Below are 17,486 nucleotides of genomic sequence, written 5' to 3' on the forward strand. Positions count from 1 at the left end.
TTAAACCTTCAATGTCTCTTGATATGGAGGCCAACCTAACGCTTTACCAGCAAGCACATGTAAATGGATGTGATAAACCGTTTGGCCGCCGTGTTCATTACAATTCATCACACATCGGTAGCCTTGCTCATCAAAATTTTGCTCTTTCGCTATTTTGGCTGCTGCGACATAAAGTCGGCCTACTAGTTCAGCATTGTCTTCGTTGATGTCATTCGCTGTGGCGATCTGACGCTTAGGGATGACTAAGAAGTGTATTGGGGCTTGTGGGTTTATGTCTTTAAAAGCTAGGACATGTTCATCTTCATAAATAATGTCTGCTGGAATTTCTCTATTGATAATCTTGTCAAAAATAGTTGGCTCGGCCATATACAAACCTTTTGCTTATTGATTGAGTAGTACCTTGTTTTATCTGCGAACAGATCAACAATATTATTTCTAAATATAGTATATCGACTAATCTGCCATCATTTGACTAGTTTATTGTTTTTTTGTGTTATTTATTTGGGTATGATTGCTTTAAGACAAACGATATTAGAATAAATGTGAAAAAACTTGGCTTAACCATACTGTTGATGATTGCTTTTGTCGTCTTTGGGGCTTCCCAAGTATTGGCTGTAGAAGTTGAAAACTTATATCGCGGTAAGATATTGGTGACAGACAAAACCCAAAAAACAAGAGTTAAAGCACACCGCTGGGCTATTGAACAAGTTCTGACGAAGGTTACGGGATCAAGGGATATTTTAGATAATCGCGACGTTCGTTATGAAATAAGAGTTCGGGCAGCTAATTATATAAAATCTTTTTCATTTATCACCGACGAGCAAAATCGGACGTTTTTGGTTGATGAGTTTGATCAAGCTAAAATCGATTCTTTAATTCGAAAAGTCAATGGCTCTATATGGGGACAGAGACGTCCACTCACCTCAGTGTGGATTGCATTAGAAGAAGGACAACAACGTCAAATAGTCACATCAGAAAACTTCCCTCAAGTCACCGAAGTCGCCACACAAAGTGCTGAGAATAGGGGACTTCCAATTACCATACCAAAAATGAATCAACAGCAAAGCGATGCAATCTTTGTCTCTGATGTGTGGGCTCGATTCGACCAAATTATCTACCCACAAAGCCGCGCGATAGGTGCAGAACATTATGTGATGGCTAGGTTGAGGTACGTAGATTCGTTATATGAACCAGAATACAAAACGGGTTGGGTGCTAGATTATCAATTGTTCGACGGGCGACAGTTCCTGACAGAGGGGCAATTTAACGGTGAGCAATTTGATGTCGTAAAAGAGCTGATCAACGAGCTCGGCGACTATTTTGCTAAGCTTTATGCGATAAATAACGACCGTATTCAACAGCAAGAAGTTGTTTTAGAGATCGAGAATATTGACTCAATTCTAAGTCTTAAATCGGCTGAAGAATTGGTGATTTCATTACCACCAGTCAAGAAGGCATATTTACAATCTATCCATGGCCAAACTGCTATGTTTAAACTTTGGTTAAGCGGCCAGACGTTGGATGTTATAAAAGCGTTAGATTTGCTTGATAATTTTCAACCAGTCCAATCTTCAAAGGTAAACGAAGCAGAGACGCTGAGTGTTGATGAGCGCCTGAACCAATTAACCAATGAATATTTGGGTAATGTAGTAAATGAAGATGCCCAGAAGCAACAACAAACTTTGACCTACCGTTGGCGAAATCAATAATGCAGCTTCTTCTTCCAGTTACTTACAATTCTACTCAAACCTTTAGCTCTTTTATTGAGGGGGAAGGGATTGAAGGTTTATTAGGCAATGAGTTACAACGCGCAATAGATAGTGATAACTTTACTGCTCACTATTTGTCAGGTCAGCATGGTGTCGGCTGTACGCACCTTTTAAATGCATGTTGTCATTACGCCGATGCCCAACAAAAATCCAGCATGTTATTACCAATGGAGCAGGTCATTGCGGCTACTCCAGAGCTTATACAAGGTCTCGAATCCGTCGATGTCGTTTGTATCGACAATGTTGATTTGGTTGAAAAAAGTAAAGAATGGCAGACAGCATTATTTAACCTATTTAATGCCTTGCAACAAAACCAGGCAACGATTATTTTTGCTGGACATCAAGTGCCAACTAAATTGAAGTTAACGTTACCCGATTTAGCATCGCGATTACAGTGGTGTACGTTATTTCAGTTACCAGAACTTACCGAAAATCAGAAAATCGATGCTCTTATTCAGCACGCCCATTTGATGGAGTTTGAAGTTACTGAAGACGTCGCTAAGTTTATGATCAATCGACTTCCAAGAAACATGATTTTCCTAATGCAAGCACTAGAAACGATGGCAAAACAGAGTGTCGCCTTGAAAAGAGTCGTTACTGTTCCATTTGTTAAAGAAGTGTTGGGCATTTAGTAAAAAAAACGTCAAAATCCCCTCAAATTAGCGAATAAAAGCTAAAATTTTTTAGCAATTTACGCTAGTATTTGCCACCTTGTATTTAATCGATTCCGCATCACCTGAACATCAAAAAATTGAAAGAGTGTTCCATGAATTTAGAAGAAATTGTTGGATTAGCTAAACAAGCTATTCAAGACGCAAAAGATATCCCTGCGTTAGAAGAAGTTCGCGTTGAATTTCTAGGTAAAAAAGGCCGTATTACTGAGCTCTTAAAAGGCTTAGGTAAAATGGACCACGAACAACGTAAAGAAGCTGGTCAAGCGATCAATGTAGCAAAAGGCGATGTGCAAAAGTCGCTTAGTAGCCGCCGTGAGGCACTTCAAACAGAAGCATTGAATGCCAAGTTAGCAGCTGAAACAATTGACGTTACAATGGCTGGTCGAGGCGTTCAACCGGGTAATATGCACCCGGTTAATAGAACGATTGAGAGAATACAACAGTTTTTTGGTGATTTAGGCTTTGAAGTAAAACAAGGCCCGGAAGTTGAAGATGGCTTTCACAATTTTGATGCGTTGAATATTCCTGAGCATCACCCAGCGCGCGCCGACCACGATACGTTTTATTTTACGCCAGACACTGTACTACGTACTCAAACATCAGGTGTTCAAATTCGAACGATGGAAAAAGAACAGCCACCATTGAGAATTATTTCTCCAGGGCGTGTTTATCGTAATGACTATGACCAAACTCACACGCCAATGTTCCATCAAGTGGAAGGTTTGATGGTTGATAAAAATGTTAGCTTTGCTGAATTAAAAGGTGTGTTACACGACTTTTTACATCAGTTCTTTGAAGAAGATCTTCAAATTAGATTTAGACCTTCATACTTCCCATTCACTGAGCCATCTGCAGAAGTTGATGTAATGGGTAAGAATGGAAAATGGTTAGAGGTTTTGGGCTGTGGCATGGTTCATCCAAACGTGTTGCGCTCAGTAGGAATTGACCCAGAAGAGTACACAGGCTTTGCATTTGGTATGGGTGTTGAACGTTTGACTATGTTGCGTTACGGCGTTAATGACTTGCGTTCATTCTTCGAAAACGATCTTCGTTTCTTAAAGCAGTTTAAATAGGAGTCCAGCCAAATGAAATTTAGTGAAAATTGGTTACGCGAGTGGGTAAACCCAGCGATTTCAACCGACGAGTTGAGTGAACAACTTTCTATGGCTGGTCTTGAAGTTGATGGTGTAGAGCCAGCAGCAGCGAGTTTTAGCGGTGTAGTTGTAGGTGAAGTAGTTGAGTGTGGCAAACACCCAGAGGCAGATAAGCTTCAAGTAACAAAAATTAATGTAGGTAACGCAGGCGATGGTGAGCTAATCGACATCGTATGTGGTGCCAAAAACTGTCGACAAGGCTTGAAAGTCGCCGTTGCGATGGTAGGCGCAGTGCTGCCAGGTGATTTCAAAATCAAGAAAGCAAAACTTCGTGGTCAACCGTCATTTGGTATGCTTTGCTCTTGGTCAGAATTAGGAATGGCAGAAGACTCAGACGGTATTTTAGAACTACCAACTGATGCGCCTTTAGGCACGGATATTCGTGAATATTTATCGCTTGATGACAATATTATCGAGATTGATTTAACACCGAACCGCAGTGACTGTTTGGGGATTAAAGGTGTCGCTCGAGAAGTTGGTGTATTGAATAATGCTGACGTAAACGAACTTACGGTAGAAGCAGTATCACCGAGTATTGATGATAAGTTGGCCATTGAACTAGTCGACGCTGAAGCTTGTCCAAGATATTTAGGTCGAGTGATTAAAGGTATTAACCTTAATGCAACCACACCATTATGGATGGTAGAGAAGTTGCGCCGCAGTGGCGTTCGCTCTATTGATCCTGTTGTAGATGTGACCAACTACGTTTTATTAGAACTTGGTCACCCAATGCATGCATTTGACTTAGCCAAGATTGACGGTGGTATCAAAGTTCGTAAGGCGAGCGAAGGTGAAAAACTAACACTTTTAGACGAAACAGAAGTTACGTTAGACACTGATACATTAGTGATTGCAGACAATGAGAAACCGATGGCGATTGCCGGTGTATTCGGTGGCTTAAACTCAGGTGTAACTGCAGAGACTACAGATGTTTTATTAGAAAGTGCCTTTTTTGCGCCTGTAGCGATGGCAGGTACAGCTCGTCGTTATGGTTTACATACTGATGCGTCTCACCGATACGAACGCGGTGTCGATTTTGAATTGCAAAAAACAGCAATGGAACGCGCAACTCAATTGTTGCTTGAAATTGTAGGTGGGCAAGCAGGTCCAGTTGTAGAAGCGGTTAATACTGCAACATTACCAAAAGAAACGCCTGTGACACTGCGTCGTTCAAGATTAGATCGTGTACTAGGTCATCACATTAGCGATGAAGAAGTGACTACAATCCTTAGCCGCTTGGGCTTAAAAGTATCTTTTGAAAACGATACATGGACTGCAACTTCACCTAGTTTCCGTTTTGACATCAGTATTGAAGAAGACTTAATTGAAGAAGTTGCCCGTGTATATGGCTATAACAACATTCCAAATGTTGCGCCTCAGGCCTCTTTGTTGATGCCTACACACAAAGAAAACAAAATTGAGAAAGTAAAATTTGCAACGACGTTAATTGATTTGGGTTATCAAGAAGCTATTACCTATAGCTTTGTTGATCCTAAAGTACAATCTGCTTTGTTCCCTAATCAAGAAGGACTGGTTTTACCGCACCCAATTTCTGCTGATATGTCGGTCATGCGTTTAAGCTTGTGGTCTGGTTTATTACCTGCTGTTGCTTATAACCAAAAACGACAACAAAGCCGAGTTCGTTTGTTTGAGACTGGTTTGCGTTTTACCCCTGATTCTCAAGCTGAGATGAACATTCGTCAAGAAGCAATGATTGCAGGTGTTATTACGGGCACTATTGGTGGCGAATACTGGGACGGAAACCCACGAGCGGTTGATTTTTATGATATCAAAGGCGACGTAGAGTCACTTTTAGCCAAGTGTGCTGAAAATGACAGCTTTGAGTTTGTCCCTATGGAAGCTGATGATGTGCACGCTGCTGCATTACATCCTGGTCAATCAGCAAAAATCCTTCGTAACGGTGCAGTAGTAGGTTACGTAGGTGCGGTTCATCCACAAGCAGAAAAGTCAGTTGGCTTAAATGGCAAGACGTTTGTCTTTGAACTATTGTTGTCTGCAATTGATCAACGTAACTTACCGGACGCGCAGCCAATTTCTAAGTACCCATCAAACAGACGTGACATTGCTGTAGTGGTAAAAGAATCGGTAAATGCGGGCGAAATCTTGAAAGAGATAAAAAATATTGGCGGAAATCAATTGGTTGACCTAAACTTGTTCGACGTGTACCGTGGAGAAGGTATCGAAAATGGCAACAAAAGTTTGGCCATTTCTTTAGTACTACAAGATGTTGAAAAAACATTGGAAGAACAGGATATTAGTACTAAAATTGATCAAGTAGTTAAAATGTTAACTGAAAAATTTGACGCGACGCTAAGGCAATAGAATTATGGCACTAACCAAAGCAGAAATAGCAGAATACTTATTTGAAAAGGTCGGCTTATCTAAGGCTGACTCAAAAGCGTTAGTAGAAGACTTTTTTGAAAAGATACGAGAGACACTGGAAAACGGTGAACAGGTAAAGCTTTCTGGTTTTGGTAATTTTGAGTTGAGAGAAAAGAAGTCCAGACCAGGTCGTAATCCAAAGACTGGGGAAGATATTCCTATTTCGGCTCGAAGAGTTGTCACTTTCCGTCCCGGGCAAAAGCTCAAAGCTCGAGTCGAGGTTGGAACGGCCGACTTAGTGAAAGACAAATAACTATTTTGTGCGTTTCGACTTTATAAAAAGTATAAGCCAAGGATTTATTCTTGGCTTTTTTGTCTCTTTCTAGCCAGCTTTTCTGGTACGAGTTAGCCAAAATTAGGGCATAAAAAAAAGGTAACATTTCTGTTACCTTTTTTATTAACCGCTAAAGTCTAACGATTTAATAGAAACCTTGTGGTGTACGGCTGTCTGAGCCTAAAGATGCAAGATAGTCTAACCAAAAGTTTGCAGGATTATATCCGTCGCCTTTTTTGGTAACAGTATAGCCCTTAGACGTTGCTTCTTTTTTAGGTGCTGATTTTGTAGCGGCCTTAGCTTTCTTTGCTGCAGGCTTTTTAGCTGCTGGTTTTTCTTCAGCTTTTGGTGCCGGAGCGCCGCCTGCTAATTCTTCCGTCATTTCAACGATTGCAGCTAAACGTACGTTCTTACCACCTTCAATGCTGTACCAACCGCTCTTCACTTCGATGGATGGCTCTTTGCCGTTCTTTGCTTTGAAAGCTTCAGTGAAGTCAGACAAGACTTGATCTTTGTCTAGTTTGCTCATTACATTTACCTAATAATTTTTTATTTAAAAGATGAAGTTTATTTATACAAACTTTCTAACAATAATTCAACTTTATGGCTAAATTAGCTGATTTTAATGGAATAAATAGGCTTTTTGTTGAGAAATAAATCGAGTTTTATAAGAGAGTCAATGAAAGTCACTCGGAAAAGTCTTAAACTATCTCCATTACTGGTTAAATGAAAAGGTCATTAAAATGGCAGTCTTATTAAATGAATTAATGACATATTTGGATGATGTGTTAAAGCCGCACCTCGTGAAAGACTATTGTCCTAACGGTCTGCAAGTTGAAGGAAAGGAAAAAATCAACAAAGTCATTACTGGTGTCACTGCTTCTGAAGCTTTAATTGACGCCGCTATTGATAGTGGTGCGGATGCGATTCTTGTGCACCACGGTTATTTCTGGAAAGGCGAGAACCCAACTATTAGGGGAATGAAAAAGACAAGATTAAAAAAGCTTCTCCAACACGACATTAGTTTAATTGCTTATCATTTACCTATTGACGTCCACCCAGAACTTGGCAATAACGCTCAGTTAGCCAGGCTACTGAATATTTCTAATGTAACACCGCTTGAGTCGATAGCCCCTGCAGGGATTGTGATGCATGGACAACTTGAGCCACCATTGGATTCCACCAGTTTTGCAAAAAAACTAAAGTTAATTCTTCAGCGAGAGCCTTTAGTGAGTAGCGTCAGAACACAACCTATCAAAACAATAGCGTGGTGTAGCGGTGGTGGACAAAATTATATTGATGCGGCGGCTGAAGCTGGAATTGATGCATTTTTTAGTGGTGAAGCATCAGAGCAGACCATTCATAGCTCCAGAGAGCAAGGTATAGACTTTTTTGCTGCTGGCCATCATGCGACAGAACGATGCGGGGTAAAACGTGTTGGGGAATCACTGGCTAGTCACTTTGATATCGATGTTCAATTTATTGATATTCATAATCCGGTATGACAATAAAAAATGGATAAAAGTGATCAAAACTTCGATAGTCGAAAATCTACCTTTAAAAAGAACATTTACGGTACTAGTAAAGGGAAGGTTCGAGAAGCGATTCTAAAAAGAGACCTTGATGAGTTTATAACATGCCACTTTGAAAAGGGCCAACCCCTGAATATTTTAGATATTGGCGGTGGGCAAGGTCAAATAGCACTTTATTTAGCAAAACAAGGTCACCAAGTTGTTTTAACTGATATTTCTGGCGAAATGTTAGAGATAGCAAAAGTAGCAGCCAAAGAGCAATCAATAACTAATATTCAGTTTGCTCAAGTCTCATTGCAAGAGTGTCGTGAAAACATACAAAGAAAGTTTGATTTGGTGCTTTGTCATGCCGTTTTTGAATGGCTTGAAGACCCTGAATCAGCATTTAAAGCGCTTTGTGAACTAGTTCGAGATGAAGGTCTGCTGTCCTTCATGTACTACAACCACGTTGGGCAATCTCTAAGTAATCTGGTTTATGGTAATTTTGAATATATTAAAGCCGGTATGAAAGGGCGCAAAGTAGTTAAACTCAATCCTCAATCATCTCTCAAACCCGATACAGTTAAAACATGGTTATATGAAAACAATATGAAATTGTTGAGACAATCAGGCGTTCGGTGTTTTCATGACTATATGAGAGATATAAAAAAGTGGGACGAAGATTTTGACGGTATTTTGGAAATGGAATTGGAATACAGTTTGATAGAGCCCTATAACCAAATTGGTCGCTACACACATTTAATACTAAAAAAGTAAAAGGATTATTAAATCATGAAATTATACGGTTCGGTTACATCACCCTATGTAAGACGCTTAAGAATGTTATTTGCGTGTGAAAGTCATGCTCATTTGAATTATGATTTTGTTGCCGTGAATATTTTCGGTGAAGAAAGGGAAGCCCTAAAGAAGTTGAACCCAACTCTTAAAATTCCGATGTTTGAAGATACATCTAACAAGCAAGCACCAGTATTATTAGACTCCAATATTATTTTTGAATACCTTCAAGAGAAAGTCGGCGCAAAGGCGATGACTTGGGCAGAAAAAAACGATTTGGCTTTGATAAATAGTGCAAACGATGCGTTGGTCAACTTGATGATATTGACAAGAAGTAAAGTCGATGTAAAAGAAGACAAATTATACTTTAATATCCAACGAGAACGCTGTGAAACAACGTTTAGTTATTTTAATGAAAAGCTAGCCGCAGGTGAGCTGAAAGGTTGGGACTATATTTCTATTAGTTTATTGGTATTGATCGAATGGGCCACTTTTAGACAACTTTTTGACTTTTCAAAGTTTGAGGCGTTATTAAGTTTTGTTGAGCAAAACCAAGATAAACCTGGTGTTAAAGAAACTGCTCCAGAGTAAACGCTATTTTATGTAGTGATAAACAAAAAGGGCCATTGGCCCTTTTATTTATATGCGACAAATGTCATTGAAGAGTTAAAGCATCCAAGCATAACTCATCTTTAAAAACACACTGCGCTTGTCATTGGTTACTTTAGTTAACTCGTTACTTTGATAACCGCCTTCTGAGTAACCGATGAAAAATAAGGTTTGTGGATTAACTTTGTACGAGAACAGGAGTTGACTAGCAATGCTCTTATAACTCTTGTTGAAGTCGTCACGCACATCTTCTTTGTAGTTTTCTAAGTTACGATCAATGTCAAAACCGACAACGCTTAGTCTCAAAAAGCTACGAATGTTGAATTGATAATTCATTCGTAGGTCAATTAAGTTCGCGGTAAATACCTCATCACCAGCGAATTCCATTGTATTGTATTTATACGTTAACCTGGTTTCTAGATGTTTGCCTAAGTTCAAAGTGATACGAGGCTCCCAAGCAAAAACGTCGCTCAGTCTGGAATTTGAGTAGTCTAAGTTCTCACCAATTTTAATAAAGTTACCTAACCAGATATTTGACTGTGGCCTAAATTCAACCCAAGAACGAAGCTCTTGTTCTTTAAACAGTTCAGTGTTGCCTTCAATCGATAGAGTAGATGTGTCGATTCGGTTTCCTACTTTATTTCGAACTACAGCCCCGTGACGTATGAAAGATTGCATAGGGCCGCGAACATTTACGAACAACTCGGCCTCTTCTTCGATTTTTTCGCCATTTTGGTTTTCAGTTCGGTCAATATCACCTTGGATTTCGAATCGTGTCCACCAATTAGATTGATCACCACGCCAAATGTATCCGCCACCCAAAACGCTTTTTACGTTATCGGTATTGTTAAAAAAGGCAAGGTCAGCACGAAACGCCTCACCTATATTGAAGTGTGATGCACGGAAGAACCAATCTTTATTATTGTGACGATAGTCCAGTCTAAACGCAGTGTCAGTGCCATTTATACTATCGGCACGTAAAGCCTGCTCATCACTGTAGTCACCCGAGTCTTTAATATCCAAAACAAACTCATCTGCTAAGTAAGTATCAGAGTGCATTATTTGAACATCAAAACGATTGTTATCATCTGGTTGGAACTTAGTGTCAATACTAGTTAGATAGTTGTGATAGGCGTCATTTTCTCGAACGGTCGATGTTGCCCCGACATTCCAGTCATCGTTAACAATGTAATTATATCGAAATGCTGCGTTTGTCGTGTTTTCTTCAATCTCAAAGAGATTTGAACCTAAGTTACCAGGCAGTAAAAACAGTGAAGATTCATCATCAGCAACGAATGCAGCAAAAGAATGATCATCCAGTTTACCAGTAACTTTACCGCCATAGGATGGCGCTTGAATATTACGGGTGTAAACTAAGTCAACTGGCGTTTTGAAGTAGTCTTCATTAGCTAAGAAAAACGCGCGTTTTTCAGGAGTAAACAATGCAAATGTGTTGTTTACGTTTAGTTGTCCTGAGTCTGCTTCAACTTGAGAAAAGTCTGGGTTGATTGTTGCATTAAGGGTGACATCCGGTGTAATTCCCCATTTTACATCTAGACCAACTTGCGTGTTCGAAGTGCTATTCCATTCACCAATTTCAACAGGAGAGATGTCAGAATTAATGTCTCTGTCTTGTGAAATCCCGCTGACGAATGTTGGTACGACGGTTAAATTTTTACCTTGTTTTGCACCTTGGAACCCTTCAATTGTTGGCATTTGACAGACCCAACAGTTGTTTCCTTGGTCCACTTTCATATTTGAGATACGATATCGCTCATCACGTGGGTAAAAACGGACCAGTTCAAACCCCCATTTTTGCATATCCAATCCGTCATTAAAGTTAAGAATTCGCAGCGGAATAGCAACCTCTACCACATAGCCCTCATCGGTGATGTTGCCTGCCGAGTCCCAAATTCCATTCCAAGCTGAGCTTTCACGTCCGGTTAGTTCATTCTCAATGGAGTCTGTTTGGGTACCAAGTGGATTAATGAAAAATTGATAAGCCAATGTATGGTCGTTAAAGCTGTCAATTTTTATTCCGACTAAATCGTCGTTCCAGTTTTTATCTCTATCTGACAGAACCGCTCTGATTGCTTTAGGGTTTGGATCAAACGCTTTAAAAGCAACATATAATGTCTCGCCGTCTTCAATTACCCACGCCTCAGTTCTAACTGGAGAGACCTCGTTTTCTTGGGGGTAGGTAATGTTATTAATTGAGATTTTTTTTGCTTTTTTCCAAACATCTTCCTGCATGACACCATCAATATTGATGACGGCTTCTGTTCTGGGAATACTAATGTTAGTTTTTTCTGTATGTAAAGCTGATGCGATTACAGACGTAGAAGATACAAGAGAAAGGCCAAACAACATGGTTGAAATTTTGACTTTAGAAGACTTTTCCATTTATGCCTCAAGGTTATTATTTTCTTAGGGTTTACCCATTTTTATACGGCGAATGTTAACGCATAAAAAAAGCCATAGAAAATAATTGCGGTGAGAGGTAAATCTAAACAGATAGATAGCTCATCAGATGTGTAGTTCATTTATAATATTAACAAGATCCTTTTTGGTGTAAGGTTTTTGTAAAAACTCTACATTTTCTTGTTGGTAATCTTCGTGTTTTAATTTTCCATCAGTAAAACCTGAAGTATATATAATTGGTAAATCAGGTTGGCGTTCCCTTAACTTTTGAGATAATTCTTTACCATTCATGCCATTAGGTAAGATGATATCGGTAAACAATAGATCTATTTTGTGTTTCTCAAATAGTTCAATGGCCTGTTGGGCGTCTTCGGCTTTGTGAACCTCAAAACCCATTGTTGATAGAATATGAATGGCAACTTTCGCAACCATTTCTGTGTCTTCCACAATCAGAACCGTTTGGTTTAGATAGTTATTCGAAGGTTCGTCAACCGAAATAGCTCGCTCTATTTCGCCCGTTTGACGAGATTGCTCCTTATCAGATACCTGTAAATAGACCTTGAATTCAGTTCCGATACCAACTTTAGAGGAAACTTCAATATGACCGCCACTTTGTGAAATGAAGCTATAAATCATACTTAAACCAAGGCCCGTACCTTTAGTGAGGGGTTTTGTTGAAAAGAAAGGGTCAAATATTTTATCTAAGTTTTCCTTTTCAATACCACTACCGTTGTCTCTAAAAATGATTTTAACGTAATTACCAGGCTGTAAAGTTGCCGTTAGAGGGTCATCTTTATTAATCGTTGTATCCAATATTACTACATCAAACTTTCCGCCTTCCTTCATCGCATCACGAGCATTGATTGCCATATTTAAAAACAAACTTTCTACTTGTGACTGGTCCCCGTTTACATATTTGACGTTTGATTTGTTACTAACGTCAAACTTGATTTCTGCGCCTAATGCAGTTGATAGAATAGGGTGGATTGAATTAACTACGCTTTCGAGATCAACTGTATTATCTGCAAATGGTTGTCGTTTACTGAATGCAAGTAAACTTCTCGTCAATGATACGCCTTGCGTAGCTGCCTCTGTAATTGCTTGAAGTTTTTCTTTTCTTTGTTCATCACTAAACGTTTGGGAGGCATCAAGGAGGATGTCTGCATTTCCCATTATAATCGTCAATAAGTTGTTAAAATCATGCGCGACACCACCTGTGACTAAGCCAATAGAGTCCATCTTGTGTGCCCTAAATGCCAATTCTTCTTGAACTTTTTGTTTACTAATATCGCGTTCAACGGCGATAAAATGTGTGACGTTACCGTTGTCATCAGTAATAGGGTTGATATCTAGCTCATTAGAGTAAGGCTCACCCACCTTTGTGTAATTAGTCACTAGGACTCGAATAGGCTGATTTTTTTCTAACGCACTTCTGATTTCATCAAGCTTTTCACGTTCCGTATTTGGTCCCTGCAGCAATCTTGGTGACTTACCGATGATATCGCTTTTGTTATAACCCGTGACGGTTTCAAAAGCGTCGTTAACATATACAACTTCCGGTCCCGGCGAATCAATAGTATCGGCTTTCGTAATCAAAACTACATCGTTGGCTTTATCAATCGCTTTTCTTAACAGATTAAGTTCGTCAATAGAGGCCTTTTCGGAGGTAATGTCCTGAATATAGAGTCTGACACCATTTAGTGAAGCATGTATTCTGACAAATAAATCAGCTTGGTTATATTTAATAGACAGCGTTCGGGTGTTTTGGTCGCTTTCTACCTTTTCACATTCACTTATTAATAGTTTATTTTGGAAAAACTCACTTGCTTGCGATACTTCTAACCCTTCTGAATCCGGTTCTAAACTTATTAAGATCTCGGCTCTAAAGTTATGGAATTCTATTACAAACTTGTTGTCGCGGCGCTCAAGGCTAATAAACCCATCTTCCATTCCTTGTAATATGCCCTGTAACTTGGCCACAAATTTGTCATTTTCCAGCCTGAGCATTTCGGTTTCTGTATTATCGAAAGAAGCACAAAACCACGTTACTCGACCTGACTTCTTATTCGTTATTGGTTTTAAATGAGAAATGAAATAACGTGTTTGAGATTTATTATTTATAACTCGATATTTTAATGTGCTTTGTTTTTGTTCTTGTAACGCTGTTTGCCATTGCTGATGTATATGGGGCGCGTCATCTCTATGGATGAAATTTTGCCATCCCTCTCGTAGGTCATTTAAAGACTCACCAAAAAATGACTCATGATTATCACTAATAAAGTCAATTTTACCTTCTTGTGTAAATGTCGTTACAAAAATAGGTAAAGAATTAGCAAGCTGCTCAAATTTGAGGCGTTCTTTATCAAGAATTAAATCTATTTGTGATCGTTGTGTAATAGGTTGGACTGCGAAAGATGTTGTCCCTTCAATGTTTGAAAGTTTAATTAATTGAAACCACTCGTATTTTAAATTTGCTTGTCTGGTTCTCATGCTTATTGAGCTACCATCATTATTCTGAACGAGCTTTTTCAAAGACTCAGTTTCAGTGCTACTGAACATCTCAAAAAACACATCGAGTGACCAGGACTTTGAATCTGTCTCAAATAATTTTTGAGCCTGATGGCTCAAAGTAACGTCAGAATTCGTGAAGTTAATGGTGCCAAGTTCGGCAGCATTTATGAGATTGTCTAAGCTTTCACTCTGTTTTTGGTTTTTGAAGTGTGTTTTTATTTGTTTAACCGAATAAAACCAAGTTGCAGAGATGGTAACTATCGCGAGGATGCGATTAAGGAGGTCAGCGTTCACATCTAATTGTAATTCCTCATTTCGTAGCAAAAAACCAACAATAATGAAAAGGACGCTGAGGGAAGAAATTAAGTGAACAAATTTAATTTGACCATTTTGCATTGCTGAGAGAATTATCAAACAAAATACAAAACCAATAGACAGACCCAGATGGCTGTATATGTCGACAATTAAGCCTATACATAAAGCAAATATCGTTAAAACTGTCTTTTTACCATTTTCAGGGGTCATAAGGACTCTAATTTATTGCAATACAAAAATTTAAAATTCAGGTAATTACATAATTTATAGACTATAAATAAGACTATGGATATTCGAGACTAGGATAACTAGCAATTAAATTGTTTTTATCGCTAATTTGAGAGGTTTTATAAGGCGTATATGGCTAGCCAAAACACCAGCAACATTCCAACTAGACATATTCTTTTATTAGATGATGTGAATTTAATGTGTCAGTTTCTCAATGAAACGTTGCGCACGATACCTAATGTGGAATGTCACACCGCGTCACGTATTGCCAGTGCTGAGGGGACCCTCTCTAGGGTACCAATCTCTATGGCGATTATAGATTTAAACCTGCCTGACGGCAGCGGATTAGATATTGTTAAATTAATTCGCAAGGGTGAAGGTAAGGGAGATCATGATGTACCTATATTAATTTTTTCTGGAAATACTTACAAAGAAGCAGTTAAAGAATGTTTACTGTTTAAAGTAACAGACTTCATCGTTAAACCTATCGTTGCAATGGAGTTAAGAAAAAGAGTTGAAGCCCACTTGAGTAAAGTGCAAGAACTAGAGCCACCACAGTTTTTTCAAGAGTTGGATCGTAAGTTACAAGCAGAAAAACCTAAGCCCGTTGTTAAAAAACCTAGTTCTTCTGTTGTCTCCAAAGACGACGAAGAGGATACTCAACGCGTACCACCGCCTAAAATAGAAAAAGAAGTACAAGAAAATCTCTATATTAAGTGGCCTGCTGCTGCCACAACGGGCTTTCATCAACTCGATAGGCGGCTAAAAGACTTGTGTTATCACCTGAATCACTTTCATTTTTATAGAACGGAAAAGGATGTTTACCCAACGGCTGAAAAAGATGTGGAACAAATAAATTTGTGTATAGATGACCTCAAGTATGCGATTAAACCCTTACGAAGCGCAAATCCGAACCTACCAATATGGAAAGCTTTAGAGGAAAGGATAAAGCTTATTGCCGAGCTTCCATTTAAAAAGCTATCCCCGAATAAAATTTCAGTAGATGCCAAGAAGAATTTTAGTAAATCGTTACGAACTGCATGGTTGGGAATTTTAACAAAACCAATAATTCAACGTAAAAAGTGACACAGATAATGACAGAGCTATTTTCAGAAGAAGTGTTGAACCAAAATTACGAGGGCTTGCCTGAGGTACTTTTAATCGACGGGCTGGAGTCTTATTGCAGCGAAGCTCAGGTATATGTGAATGAAATGCGATATGAGGATGAGGAAACGCTTGTTCGTCATGCACATAGTCTAAAAACGATGTCCAAAATGGTGGGCGCTATGCAAATGGCCTTAATTTGTGAGGAATACGAGAAAAACAAAGGTAAAGGAAAGGTTAGAAAAGAACATATTATTCAATTGTGGCCAAAAGTTAAGATTGCCATTGAAACTTATGTCGCGAGTCTCAAGTATTAATAGATAAATATTTTTGACAGAGGTGTTAATGAAACAAAAGGCATTTGATAAGGCCATGGAAATGCTAACGTCCGAAGATGACGGACGGGTATGTAAAGATATACCGGATTCTGCTTGTGATGAACAGCCGAGAAATTACTTCATACATCTGTTATCACTCACAAGCACAAAAGTTGCTGATGGACTCCTTGATCCTAAACTCGTTTTGAGTTGGCTTATAACCCATTTAGGAGCTTCTAGTTTTTTTGTAGGTCTTTTAGTACCAATTCGCGAAGCTGGCGCGTTACTTCCCCAACTGTTTACAGCACAACACATCAGAGCGTTAAAAGTTCGAAAGTGGGTCTGGGCATTTGGTTCAATAGTTCAAGGCGCATGTACAATAGGTATTGGGCTAGCTGCACTCTTTTTAAGTGGATCTGAACTAGGGTGGGCTATTGTCATTTTACTTTCAATTCTAGCAGTCGCTAGAAGCCTTTGCTCTGTAAGTTACAAAGATGTTTTGGGCAAAACGATAAGCAAATCTAAAAGAGGTTCAACAACTGGACTTGCAACGTCTCTTGCTTCTGCATTTGTAATGATCTTTGCCTTGATTATCACGTTCGATATATTCGACCGATTTCTATTAATCCTGACTGCATTGTTTGTAGCTGGATGTTTGTGGCTCACAGCAGGGGTGATATTCGGTAGAATCGTAGAAGCGGAAGGGGCGACGAGCGGTGGCGGTAACCCATTCACCGTTTTTAAAGAAAACACATCTTTATTGAAAAGTGATTCACAACTTCAACTTTTTATTTTGACTCGTGCACTTCTAGTTAGTACTGCCTTAGCACCACCATTTATGATTGCACTGGTATCTGATATCGATAAGGCATCATCGATAAACCTTGGTTTGCTGATTGTGGCTTCCGCACTAGCGTCATTTTTAAGTAGTTATGTGTGGGGGAGGCTATCGGACAAATCTAGTCGATTAGTTCTTGTACTCTCTGGTTTGATAGCAGGCTCAGTGTTAAGTTTTATGTATCTATATCAGGATTTGTTTTTACAAATCGAGATATTACTTCCCGTTTTACTGTTTGTGCTTATGATTGCCTATCAAGGTGTTCGATTAGGGCGCTCTACACATTTAGTGGACATGGCAAATGAAGACACGAGAGCAACCTATACCGCTTTATCTAATACAATTATAGGGTTGTTCTTATTAGTGTCATCAGTGTTTAGTATATTGGGTAGTGTATACGGAAACGAATACGTCATTTTAGTTTTTGGTTTAATGTCATTTGGGGCGTGCTTGTCGGGGTTTTGCCTAAAAGAAGTTCAAAAAGAATAATAGAAGAAGAGTTGAGCCTGACGGGCTGTGAACTTATTAAGAATATATAAGAATTGGTTGCGGGAGCCGGATTT

Annotated in this window: 15 protein-coding genes; 11 read left to right on the top strand and 4 right to left on the bottom strand. The window is 39.1% G+C overall.

What is annotated here, in order from left to right; genetic code table 11:
• A complete protein-coding gene (locus AC4E96_RS10745; RefSeq protein WP_488032512.1) occupies positions 1-366 on the bottom strand; it encodes a histidine triad nucleotide-binding protein in 366 nt (121 codons plus the stop codon).
• 176 nt (positions 367-542) lie between these two features.
• On the opposite strand from AC4E96_RS10745, the gene AC4E96_RS10750 reads away from it, so the two are divergent.
• The 5 genes from AC4E96_RS10750 to ihfA all read left to right on the top strand — a co-directional run bounded on the left by AC4E96_RS10750 (position 543) and on the right by ihfA (position 6,253).
• Positions 543-1,709, top strand: coding sequence for a DUF8605 domain-containing protein (locus AC4E96_RS10750; protein ID WP_490255816.1), 1,167 nt, complete (start codon positions 543-545; stop codon positions 1,707-1,709).
• Positions 1,709-2,401, top strand: a complete 693-nt coding sequence (gene hda / locus AC4E96_RS10755) for a DnaA regulatory inactivator Hda (protein WP_488032510.1) — start codon at positions 1,709-1,711, stop codon at positions 2,399-2,401. Before AC4E96_RS10750 ends, hda begins: the two co-directional genes overlap by 1 nt.
• A gap of 134 nt (positions 2,402-2,535) precedes the next feature.
• On the top strand, positions 2,536-3,516 hold the full coding sequence (gene pheS / locus AC4E96_RS10760; RefSeq protein WP_490255817.1) for a phenylalanine--tRNA ligase subunit alpha: 981 nt from the start codon (positions 2,536-2,538) through the stop codon (positions 3,514-3,516).
• A gap of 12 nt (positions 3,517-3,528) precedes the next feature.
• Complete coding sequence (gene pheT / locus AC4E96_RS10765; RefSeq protein ID WP_490255818.1) at positions 3,529-5,940, top strand: phenylalanine--tRNA ligase subunit beta; 2,412 nt, start codon at positions 3,529-3,531, stop codon at positions 5,938-5,940.
• Between the two features lie 4 nt (positions 5,941-5,944).
• On the top strand, positions 5,945-6,253 hold the full coding sequence (gene ihfA, locus AC4E96_RS10770; RefSeq protein ID WP_488032507.1) for an integration host factor subunit alpha: 309 nt from the start codon (positions 5,945-5,947) through the stop codon (positions 6,251-6,253).
• A gap of 166 nt (positions 6,254-6,419) precedes the next feature.
• On the opposite strand, the gene AC4E96_RS10775 is transcribed toward ihfA, so the two are convergent.
• Positions 6,420-6,803, bottom strand: a complete 384-nt coding sequence (locus tag AC4E96_RS10775) for a hypothetical protein (protein WP_488032506.1) — start codon at positions 6,801-6,803, stop codon at positions 6,420-6,422.
• Positions 6,804-7,017: 214 nt separating this feature from the next.
• Here AC4E96_RS10775 and AC4E96_RS10780 point away from each other — a divergent pair, with 214 nt between their 5' ends.
• Genes AC4E96_RS10780 through AC4E96_RS10790 form a run of 3 tightly spaced genes read left to right on the top strand, consistent with a single transcriptional unit; the run spans position 7,018 to position 9,171 of the window.
• Complete coding sequence (locus AC4E96_RS10780) at positions 7,018-7,779, top strand: Nif3-like dinuclear metal center hexameric protein (protein ID WP_490255819.1); 762 nt, start codon at positions 7,018-7,020, stop codon at positions 7,777-7,779.
• 9 nt (positions 7,780-7,788) lie between these two features.
• Positions 7,789-8,562 (top strand): methyltransferase domain-containing protein, encoded by a 774-nt coding sequence (locus tag AC4E96_RS10785; protein WP_490255820.1) that lies wholly within the window; start codon positions 7,789-7,791, stop codon positions 8,560-8,562.
• Positions 8,563-8,577: 15 nt separating this feature from the next.
• Complete coding sequence (locus AC4E96_RS10790) at positions 8,578-9,171, top strand: glutathione S-transferase family protein (RefSeq protein WP_488032503.1); 594 nt, start codon at positions 8,578-8,580, stop codon at positions 9,169-9,171.
• Positions 9,172-9,246: 75 nt separating this feature from the next.
• Here the strand turns inward: AC4E96_RS10790 and AC4E96_RS10795 are convergent, their stop codons facing one another.
• Complete coding sequence (locus tag AC4E96_RS10795; protein ID WP_490255821.1) at positions 9,247-11,592, bottom strand: carbohydrate binding family 9 domain-containing protein; 2,346 nt, start codon at positions 11,590-11,592, stop codon at positions 9,247-9,249.
• 123 nt (positions 11,593-11,715) lie between these two features.
• Entirely contained in the window at positions 11,716-14,646 is a 2,931-nt protein-coding gene (locus AC4E96_RS10800; RefSeq protein ID WP_490255822.1) for a PAS domain-containing hybrid sensor histidine kinase/response regulator, read from the bottom strand.
• A gap of 150 nt (positions 14,647-14,796) precedes the next feature.
• On the opposite strand from AC4E96_RS10800, the gene AC4E96_RS10805 reads away from it, so the two are divergent.
• From AC4E96_RS10805 to AC4E96_RS10815, 3 genes are read left to right on the top strand one after another with little or no spacing between them, the layout of a single operon-like run.
• Positions 14,797-15,750, top strand: coding sequence for a response regulator (locus tag AC4E96_RS10805; protein WP_490255823.1), 954 nt, complete (start codon positions 14,797-14,799; stop codon positions 15,748-15,750).
• Positions 15,751-15,758: 8 nt separating this feature from the next.
• On the top strand, positions 15,759-16,085 hold the full coding sequence (locus AC4E96_RS10810; RefSeq protein ID WP_488032499.1) for an Hpt domain-containing protein: 327 nt from the start codon (positions 15,759-15,761) through the stop codon (positions 16,083-16,085).
• Between the two features lie 28 nt (positions 16,086-16,113).
• Complete coding sequence (locus tag AC4E96_RS10815) at positions 16,114-17,412, top strand: MFS transporter (protein ID WP_490255824.1); 1,299 nt, start codon at positions 16,114-16,116, stop codon at positions 17,410-17,412.
• Positions 17,413-17,486 lie beyond the last annotated feature (74 nt).

Source organism: Psychrosphaera sp., from assembly GCF_982872775.1.

What these genes read in the sequence shown, in the direction of transcription:
- pheT (WP_490255818.1), top strand. Translation starts at nt 3,529, where the DNA reads ATGAAATTTAGTGAAAATTGGTTACGCGAGTGGGTAAACCCAGCGATT.
- AC4E96_RS10745 (WP_488032512.1), bottom strand. Translation starts at nt 366, where the DNA reads ATGGCCGAGCCAACTATTTTTGACAAGATTATCAATAGAGAAATTCCA.
- AC4E96_RS10790 (WP_488032503.1), top strand. Translation starts at nt 8,578, where the DNA reads ATGAAATTATACGGTTCGGTTACATCACCCTATGTAAGACGCTTAAGA.
- AC4E96_RS10800 (WP_490255822.1), bottom strand. Translation starts at nt 14,646, where the DNA reads ATGACCCCTGAAAATGGTAAAAAGACAGTTTTAACGATATTTGCTTTA.
- ihfA (WP_488032507.1), top strand. Translation starts at nt 5,945, where the DNA reads ATGGCACTAACCAAAGCAGAAATAGCAGAATACTTATTTGAAAAGGTC.
- AC4E96_RS10795 (WP_490255821.1), bottom strand. Translation starts at nt 11,592, where the DNA reads ATGGAAAAGTCTTCTAAAGTCAAAATTTCAACCATGTTGTTTGGCCTT.
- hda (WP_488032510.1), top strand. Translation starts at nt 1,709, where the DNA reads ATGCAGCTTCTTCTTCCAGTTACTTACAATTCTACTCAAACCTTTAGC.
- AC4E96_RS10785 (WP_490255820.1), top strand. Translation starts at nt 7,789, where the DNA reads ATGGATAAAAGTGATCAAAACTTCGATAGTCGAAAATCTACCTTTAAA.
- AC4E96_RS10805 (WP_490255823.1), top strand. Translation starts at nt 14,797, where the DNA reads ATGGCTAGCCAAAACACCAGCAACATTCCAACTAGACATATTCTTTTA.
- AC4E96_RS10780 (WP_490255819.1), top strand. Translation starts at nt 7,018, where the DNA reads ATGGCAGTCTTATTAAATGAATTAATGACATATTTGGATGATGTGTTA.
- AC4E96_RS10810 (WP_488032499.1), top strand. Translation starts at nt 15,759, where the DNA reads ATGACAGAGCTATTTTCAGAAGAAGTGTTGAACCAAAATTACGAGGGC.
- pheS (WP_490255817.1), top strand. Translation starts at nt 2,536, where the DNA reads ATGAATTTAGAAGAAATTGTTGGATTAGCTAAACAAGCTATTCAAGAC.
- AC4E96_RS10815 (WP_490255824.1), top strand. Translation starts at nt 16,114, where the DNA reads ATGAAACAAAAGGCATTTGATAAGGCCATGGAAATGCTAACGTCCGAA.
- AC4E96_RS10775 (WP_488032506.1), bottom strand. Translation starts at nt 6,803, where the DNA reads ATGAGCAAACTAGACAAAGATCAAGTCTTGTCTGACTTCACTGAAGCT.